General features: G+C 48.5%; 7 protein-coding genes and 3 pseudogenes. All 10 read left to right on the top strand.

Annotated elements, in window-relative coordinates; genetic code table 11:
- Positions 1-381 (top strand): MFS transporter (locus WMO25_RS12180; protein ID WP_349085519.1); only part of this gene is annotated, 381 nt, incomplete at its 5' end.
- 600 nt (positions 382-981) lie between these two features.
- Positions 982-1,491: a sigma-70 family RNA polymerase sigma factor gene (locus WMO25_RS12175; RefSeq protein WP_105116765.1), complete on the top strand. Its 510-nt coding sequence runs from the start codon at positions 982-984 to the stop codon at positions 1,489-1,491.
- A 94-nt stretch (positions 1,492-1,585) separates the two neighbouring features.
- Positions 1,586-2,011, top strand: coding sequence for an RNA polymerase sigma factor (locus WMO25_RS12170; protein ID WP_000323895.1), 426 nt, complete (start codon positions 1,586-1,588; stop codon positions 2,009-2,011).
- 83 nt (positions 2,012-2,094) lie between these two features.
- Positions 2,095-2,569 (top strand): annotated as a pseudogene (locus WMO25_RS12165) (RNA polymerase sigma factor).
- Positions 2,570-2,723: 154 nt separating this feature from the next.
- Positions 2,724-3,756: pseudogene (locus WMO25_RS12160) on the top strand (AAA family ATPase).
- 517 nt (positions 3,757-4,273) lie between these two features.
- Complete coding sequence (mobV, locus tag WMO25_RS12155) at positions 4,274-5,239, top strand: MobV family relaxase (RefSeq protein ID WP_001820668.1); 966 nt, start codon at positions 4,274-4,276, stop codon at positions 5,237-5,239.
- Positions 5,240-5,247: 8 nt separating this feature from the next.
- Positions 5,248-6,102 (top strand): ParB/RepB/Spo0J family partition protein, encoded by an 855-nt coding sequence (locus tag WMO25_RS12150; protein ID WP_000743700.1) that lies wholly within the window; start codon positions 5,248-5,250, stop codon positions 6,100-6,102.
- Between the two features lie 45 nt (positions 6,103-6,147).
- On the top strand, positions 6,148-6,378 hold the full coding sequence (locus WMO25_RS12145) for a YdbC family protein (RefSeq protein ID WP_001206986.1): 231 nt from the start codon (positions 6,148-6,150) through the stop codon (positions 6,376-6,378).
- Between the two features lie 71 nt (positions 6,379-6,449).
- A complete protein-coding gene (locus tag WMO25_RS12140; protein WP_001820669.1) occupies positions 6,450-6,641 on the top strand; it encodes a hypothetical protein in 192 nt (63 codons plus the stop codon).
- 54 nt (positions 6,642-6,695) lie between these two features.
- Positions 6,696-7,490 (top strand): annotated as a pseudogene (locus WMO25_RS12135) (recombinase family protein); the annotation flags it as partial.
- Between the last annotated feature and the right edge of the window lie 76 nt (positions 7,491-7,566).

Below are 7,566 nucleotides of genomic sequence, written 5' to 3'. Positions count from 1 at the left end.
GCCCGCATGGAGAAAAAAGGGACTGTCAGCCGAACCAGTGTGGTCATGTCCACCAGCGCCGGGTATATCCTGTGCCTGGTTCTCTTCGCGGTGGGGCGGAGCTTTTGGTTCATGTTGTTGGTGTTCCTGCTGGCGGGGCTTATGCGCACCATCAAGGAGCCTGTGCTGGCCGCCTGGATGAACGACCATGTGGATGAGAAAATGCGCGCCACAGTCTTTTCCACCAGCGGACAGCTGGACTCTTTCGGGCAGATCATCGGCGGGCCTATTGTGGGGCTGGTAGCCCAGCAGGTGTCCATACCCTGGGGGCTGGTCTGTACCGCTTTCCTGCTGTTGCCCGCGCTGTTCTTAGTGCCGGTGGCGGGAAAGAAGCGGGATTGATATGGCATAGTTAAGTTTACTGACGAGCGGGAGATTACTTCCGCTCGTCTTCATTTAGTAGCGCAAAATTTGAGGACTCTTTATTTCCTTATTCGGTATAGCGGAGGCGGCTGTCAATTCGACATAATTTTCTTGTGATACTTTACCGTACATGAGCATTTGTTTCGTATTTGAAAGAACAAACTCACCAAATAAAAAAAACGATATTCGGGTGGGTTATTTTGTTATACCCTAAATTACCCTCTGAATTTGTTTTTAAATTTGGAGGGATTTTTTTTATGTCCTTTTTTCGGGCAGTTATCTATCTGCTCATACGAAGCAAAATTTATCAATACATAGCATATCAGAGAACGGCAGGAAACCAGTTAAAAAAATTTCTGCCAGTGCAACGGTACTTCTCACCTTGAAAGTAGAAGTACAATCTCCATACAATAGAATTACTATTTCCTATAACCGTAAAGGTCACAGAGCCTTTGCGGTTTTTCTTTTGTCGATTTTTGTTGGAAAGTGCCGTAGGGCTGTTTCTGATATGCGGTGTCGTTCTCCGCCTCTCCATCTGGATTTTTTACATTTCAAAAATTCAGATGGGAGGTATTTATGGTGAAATATGCACCAAGAAAGGTATATATCAGAGAAAGTGGCGGCTATGTGGAATTATCCTACACGGAGTTCTGCCGTTGCAGGGAATCCGACCAGACCTATATGGACAAGCTGTTTATCCCCATTCAAGGCTGTCTGCTTGAAGTCGTGAGGGAGCAATACACAGACTTCTACCGTGACAAGGAACGGTGGCGTTATCTGCAAAAATTAGATACAAAGAATAGACTGCTATCTCTCGACGGATTTACGGACAGCGAGGGGAATCCTCTGGACTTTATCACTGATGAAGCGGTGGACATTGCAGAAACCGTTGTCAATGCGGTCATGGTGGACAGGCTGAAAGCCGCCCTGCCTTTGCTGTCGGATAGTGAACAGGAGCTGATACAGGCAATCTTTTTTGACGGACTTTCCGAGCGTGAAGTCGGGGCGAGGTTGGGCATAACCCAGAGCGTTGTAAACAAACGCAAAGCCAGAATCCTAATAAAACTAAGAAAGATAATAGAAAATTAAAATTTAAGGCGTTCAGCCCCCTTGTTTTTTCCTTTGGGAAGATGAGGGGGCTTTTCTCTGCCCTCTCAATCAATTCTGATTGGAGGAAGTAAGAATGGCATACAACCACGGACGGGAGGACAGGAAATGGCGTATCTGGAAAGAAGCGGAGGAAAAGCTGCTGCGTGAGTGCGGCGTTGATGAAGCGACCATTGAGCAGATACGCATGGCGGACAGGGCAGACTTCAATTCCAACAGGCGGTTTTACCGATGGACGAATGACGTTGCGGAATATCTTGAGGACATGGCAGGCAGGGAGCGGCAGGCGGAAGTGGGTACGGTTGCGGAGTTACTGGAAGAGATTGAGAGCGAAAATCTCTATCAAGTATTAGTCACGGTGGACGGGCGTACCTTGAAAATCGTCCTGCTGAAAATGCAGGGGTATTCCACAAAGGAGATTGCCCCGCTTGTGCATTTGACGACTGGTGCCATCTATGCGAGGTTAGACCATCTGCGGAAGAAGCTGCGGAAAATTTTATAGCTTCTAAAACAGCCTGCCATCCTGCGGGCTACTGGGTGAGGGATGGAAATCCCCTCACTCATTTTTTGCAGGAGGACAACAGGATGGCATACAGGGTTAAGGCATACACGCTTCGGGAGGAATCCACGGAAAGCGGCACAAGGTATTTTATCAGCTTTAAGGACGGGCAGGGCAAATCCCACGAGTTGGAAGTGTCGGAACAGTTCTTTATGGAGTTTCGGCAGATGGAGCGCAGGAACAGGAATCTTTTCTAATGGGACGAGCGGCACAGGGAGTTTAACGAGGTATGGGACGAAACCCTTTACAGACGGGCGTTGCGTGTGCCTAAGAGCCTTGATGAACGCATGGTTGAGGAAGAACGGAATGAAACGCTCTATAAGGCGGTTGGGAGCCTTCCAGAGATACAAAGGCGGCGTTTCCTGCTCTACTACGAGTATGAGTTCAATTTTTACCAAATCGCCGCTATGGAGCATTGCACCGCTTCGGCAATACAGAAATCTGTTGCGATTGCAAAGGAGAAAGTAAAGGCGGAAATTGAAGAAATATCTCCAACCGTGACCGACACCGCCCGAAAAAGAAATCTGTTTTTTATTTGTGTGGGATTGGCGGCATTACATACTCTCACTTTTTTCCGTGGGAGTAAATCTATTTTTAAGGAGGTCAACGCCTATGTGCAACGAAAACAAAGACACCGCCCGAAAGGAGGAAAGCCATGCAGAAGTTACAGACAGTCAACGCCGAAACGCTCCTTTATGAACCGCTTGAGAAACCATCCTTTGTGGTGGACAGCCTTATCCCGACAGGCTTATCGCTGTTCTGCGGCTCACAGAAGATAGGCAAAAGCTGGCTCATGCTGAAGCTATGCTTATGCGTGTCGCAGGGAATCCCTTTATGGGATATGCCGACAATGGAGGGCGATGTGCTTTACCTCTGCCTTGAGGACACGTTCTGCCGCATACAGGACAGGTTATTTCGTTTGACGGACGAAGCAAGCGGGCGGCTCCACTTTGCCGTGGCAAGCTGCAAGCTGTCAGACGGTCTTATCGTGCAGCTTGAAGATTATCTGAAAGATTACCCAGACAGCAGGCTCATTGTCATTGATACCTTGCAGAAAGTCCGTACAGCTTCAAAAGACAATGCCTATGCAAGCGACTATGGGGACATCTCCCTCATCAAAGACTTTGCCGACAGGCACTCTCTGGCGGTCATTGTCGTACACCACATCCGAAAGCAGAATGACAGCGACGTGTTCAACAAGGTGTCTGGGACGACAGGATTAACGGGGAGTGCGGACGCTACCTTTGTTCTGGAAAAGGAGAAACGTGCGTCTGACACCGCCAAGCTGTATGTGACGGGCAGGGACACGCCTTATCAGGAATACACGCTGCGTTTCCGTGATTGCCGTTGGGAGCTTGTGGAGCGGAAAACGCAGGAGCAGCTTGCGAAAGAAACGATACCAGATGTCCTTTTTCGGTTGGTGGATTTTATGAGGGATAAGGAAGAATGGATAGGCACGGCAACGGAACTGTTAGTCGCTATGGGGGAAACGGAAACCATACCCACGGTGATTACGAAATGGCTGAATGAATACCGCACCACATTTTTAAGCGAGAACCGTATCTGCTACCAGTACAGCCGCAGGAAAGACGGCAGGCGGATTGCCCTTGCAAGGAGGGCGGGTGACAGCGGTGATGGTGGTGACAGCGATATTAGGATACCCCCCTGTTACTGTCATTGACGCTTAAAGCCATGTAAAGCTGGCGGCTCTGCCCTGCGGGTGACAGCAGTGACGGTGGTGACAGTGATTTTAGGATACCCTGCCGCTGTCATCCCTACGGGAGAACACCCCGTAAACGCAAAATGCAGGCGTGAGATTTACTCGCCCTTTTCGGTCGTGTAAAACCACCCCTGCGGTCAGAAAAATCATTCCGATTTTTCCGACTGCGTTTACAGGGTGTAACACACTACACTTTGCCCTGCAAAGTCGTGTGCCAGACGTTCCCTCTGGACTCCCTTAAGGCAGGGCTGTGCCCTGCTATCCTACGCCTTACGGCTTCGGATAAAAGAATGGCGGCATGACGGTGACGGCTCTTGCGAGGGGGGTATCCCAAAAACACCGTCATCATCGACATGACCGTCATGCAGGGGGTGAGGGTGACAGTTGCGGCAGTCGGCAGGGGGTATCCCAAAACTGCTGTCACCACCGTCACCGCTGTCACCCCAAAGGACGGTCACCCGCCGAAAGAAAGGAGGAATCCGCCTATGCCTTATGCAATCCTGCGTTTCCAGAAACGAAAAGCGGGCGGCGTTGCGGCTTGTGAACGCCACAACGAGCGGAAGAAAGAAGCCTACAAAAGCAACCCAGATATAGATATGGAACGCTCTAAAAACAATTACCATCTCATAGCACCACCAAAGTACACCTACAAGAAAGAGATTAACCGCATGGTAGCCGAAGCGGGGTGCAGGACAAGGAAAGACAGCGTGATGATGGTGGAAACGCTCATCACAGCTTCACCAGAATTTATGAACCAGTTACCGCCCGAAGAACAAAAAGCGTATTTCCAGACGGCTCTTGACTTCATTTCGGAGCGTGTTGGAAAGCAGAATATCCTCTCCGCTGTCGTCCATATGGACGAGAGAACGCCCCATATGCACCTCTGCTTTGTGCCGATTACGCCAGACAATAAGCTGTCAGCGAAAGCTATCTTAGGCAACCAGAAATCATTATCCGAGTGGCAGACCGCCTACCATGAGCGGATGTCCTCACGGTGGAATCAGCTTGAACGGGGGCAGTCCTCAATGGAAACCAAGCGGAAACACGTCCCCACATGGCTCTATAAATTAGGCGGCAGGCTTGATAAACAGTATGAAGAAATCGTGTCTGCCCTATCCGACATCAACGCCTTTAACGCAGGGAAGAAAAGGGATAAAGCGTTAGATTTACTCTCTGCATGGCTGCCAGACGTGGAGAAATTCTCTAAGGAAATCGGGAAACAGCAGGCGTATATCGACAGTTTGAAAGAGAGAATTGGGCAGGAATCAGACTATGCGGGGCGTATGCGTGATGAAAAGTACGAGCAGGAACTAAAGGTGCAGAAAGCGAATCAGAAGATATTTGAATTGCAGAGAACCAACGAGCAGATGGGGCGGCTGCTGTCAAAAATACCGCCCGAAGTGTTGGAAGAATTGCAGAAAAATCATAGAAGCAGAGCGAAAGAAAGGTAGATATGTGAATGAAGAAACAGGATTTTAAGGTGTTAAAGACCAAAGACTTGTACCCGTTCCCCGACAATCCGTTTCATGTGGCAGAAGATGAAACACTGTCAGAGTTAGCGGAAAGCATCAAGGAATTTGGCATTGTCACGCCGATAATCACACGCCCGAAAGAGGACGGGGACGGTTATGAAGTGATTGCAGGACAGCGGCGTGTCCGTGCTTCTGAACTTGCAGGGATAAATACCGTGCCTGCGTTTGTCCTGCCCTTAGACCGTGACCGAGCCATCATCACCCTTGTAGACAGCAATTTGCAGCGTGAGAATATCCTGCCATCGGAGCGGGCGTTTGCTTACAAGATGAAATCCGAAGCCATGAAGCGGCAGGGTTTCCGCACAGACTTAACCTCGTCACAAGTTGTGACGAAGTTGCGGACGGACGACAAGGTGGCACAGGGCTTCGGCGTGGGCAGGATGACCGTGCAGCGTTTTATCCGCCTGACGGAACTGATACCGCCGATTTTGCAGATGGTGGACGAGGGGAAAATCGCCCTCACGCCTGCGGTGGAACTGTCCTTCTTGAAGAAAGACGAGCAGGAAAACCTCTTTGCCACGATGGAGAGCGAAGAAGCAACGCCCTCACTCTCACAGGCACAGCGGATGAAACAGTTAAGCCAGAGCGGGCGGCTTGACATGGATACGATATTTGCGATTATGACGGAGGAAAAGGGCAACCAGAAAGAAACCTTGAAAATCAACACAAGCAAGCTGAAAAAATACTTTCCGAAGAACACAACGCCGAAGCAGATGGAGGAAACCATCATCAAACTTTTGGAGCGTGAGTTGCAGAGGAAACGCAACCGTGACAGCCGCTAATCTTCTTTTTTCGGGAAGTAAATACAGAGAGTTGAGGTATGGAGAATGAGAGAAATCCAGTATGAAATCGTAAAGGAAATCGCAGTATTGTCTACGGGCGACAGTGGCTACACAAAGGAAATCAATCTCATTTCATGGAATGGGAAAGAGCCGAAGTATGACATCCGCAGCTTTTCCCCGAACCGTGAAAAGTGCGGCAAGGGAATCACGCTGAACGCTGATGAAGCGGCGGCACTCCTTAAAGCATTACAGAAAGAATTAAACAGCGAGGATTAATGGTATCTGATTGGCAGGGCGGGGACATTTCCAAACTCTTCCCTGCCCTGTCTGGAAAGGAAGATTTAAGTATGGGCGAGGATAAGAAAGCAGATAAAAAGAGAAAGCGTATCGTGCCAAAAGCACCAGTGCAGATGATAATCAGCCGTGAATATGTCGGCACACAGACCGTTACAGAAGCGTTTGTCCCGATTATCTCCGAGGATATTCGGAAGAAGATTGCCGAGGGCGACACCTTCGACAATGAGGGGCTGTCCGCTTAGAATGTACGCAATGGGACATGAAAACAGATAGGACAGATACGGAGGTTTTACAGTATGGCAGGAATCAAAGAAGAAAAGAAAATCTATTTAGTCGGCATTTATTGCCGCTTATCTAAAGACGATGGTACGGATAACGAGAGTGCGAGCATTGCGACACAGAAATCCATCCTCACGGATTATGTGAAAAAGCAGGGATGGCACATAGCAAAAACGTATGTGGACGATGGTTATTCTGGTACAAATTTCCAAAGACCAAGTTTCCAGAATATGATAAAAGACATTGAAAGCGGTCTGATAAACTGCGTGATTACGAAAGATTTATCCCGTCTGGGGAGAAACTATCTTGATTGTGGGTTATATCTGGAAGTTTTCTTCCCAGAGCATAACGTGAGGTATATAGCGGTCAATGACGGCGTAGATACCTTGAATAAATCTGCTATGGACATCACGCCTTTCCGCAACATTTTAAACGAAATGTATGCCGCTGACATATCTGTTAAGATAAAATCGGCATATCGGGCGAGGTTTCAACAGGGGAAATTCATGGGAACTACCGCCCCTTATGGCTATATCAAAGACCCTGCCGACCACAACCATCTGCTGATAGATGATAAAGTGGCACATGTTGTAAAAGAGATATTCGACCTTGCATTAAAAGGGAATGGAGTTGCCAAAATTTGCAGACATCTTAATAAACAGCATATCCTACGCCCTGCCGCTTATGCGGCGGAGCGTGGCGAAACAGGCTTTGAACGTCATTTTGAGGGGAACGAGGACAAACGCTATATTTGGAGTGGGAACAGCGTGAGGAGCATTTTAAGAAGCCCGATATATGCGGGAAATCTTGTAGTGTTTATGATACACTAAAATTACCAGAAAAAAGCGTCAAAAATCCCTGAAATCGGCAAGGGATTTTCCTCAAAAA

This window comes from Coprococcus intestinihominis, from assembly GCF_040096555.1.
GTDB classification, from domain to species: Bacteria; Bacillota; Clostridia; order Lachnospirales; family Lachnospiraceae; genus Coprococcus_A; species Coprococcus_A intestinihominis.
This window is presented reverse-complemented; position numbering and strand designations above follow the sequence as displayed.

Bases quoted from the DNA above. Each gene is read 5' to 3' on its own strand.
- WMO25_RS12170 (WP_000323895.1), top strand. From the start codon at position 1,586: ATGGCATACAACCACGGACGGGAGGACAGGAAATGGCGTATCTGGAAA.
- mobV (WP_001820668.1), top strand. From the start codon at position 4,274: ATGCCTTATGCAATCCTGCGTTTCCAGAAACGAAAAGCGGGCGGCGTT.
- WMO25_RS12150 (WP_000743700.1), top strand. From the start codon at position 5,248: ATGAAGAAACAGGATTTTAAGGTGTTAAAGACCAAAGACTTGTACCCG.
- WMO25_RS12145 (WP_001206986.1), top strand. From the start codon at position 6,148: ATGAGAGAAATCCAGTATGAAATCGTAAAGGAAATCGCAGTATTGTCT.
- WMO25_RS12140 (WP_001820669.1), top strand. From the start codon at position 6,450: ATGGGCGAGGATAAGAAAGCAGATAAAAAGAGAAAGCGTATCGTGCCA.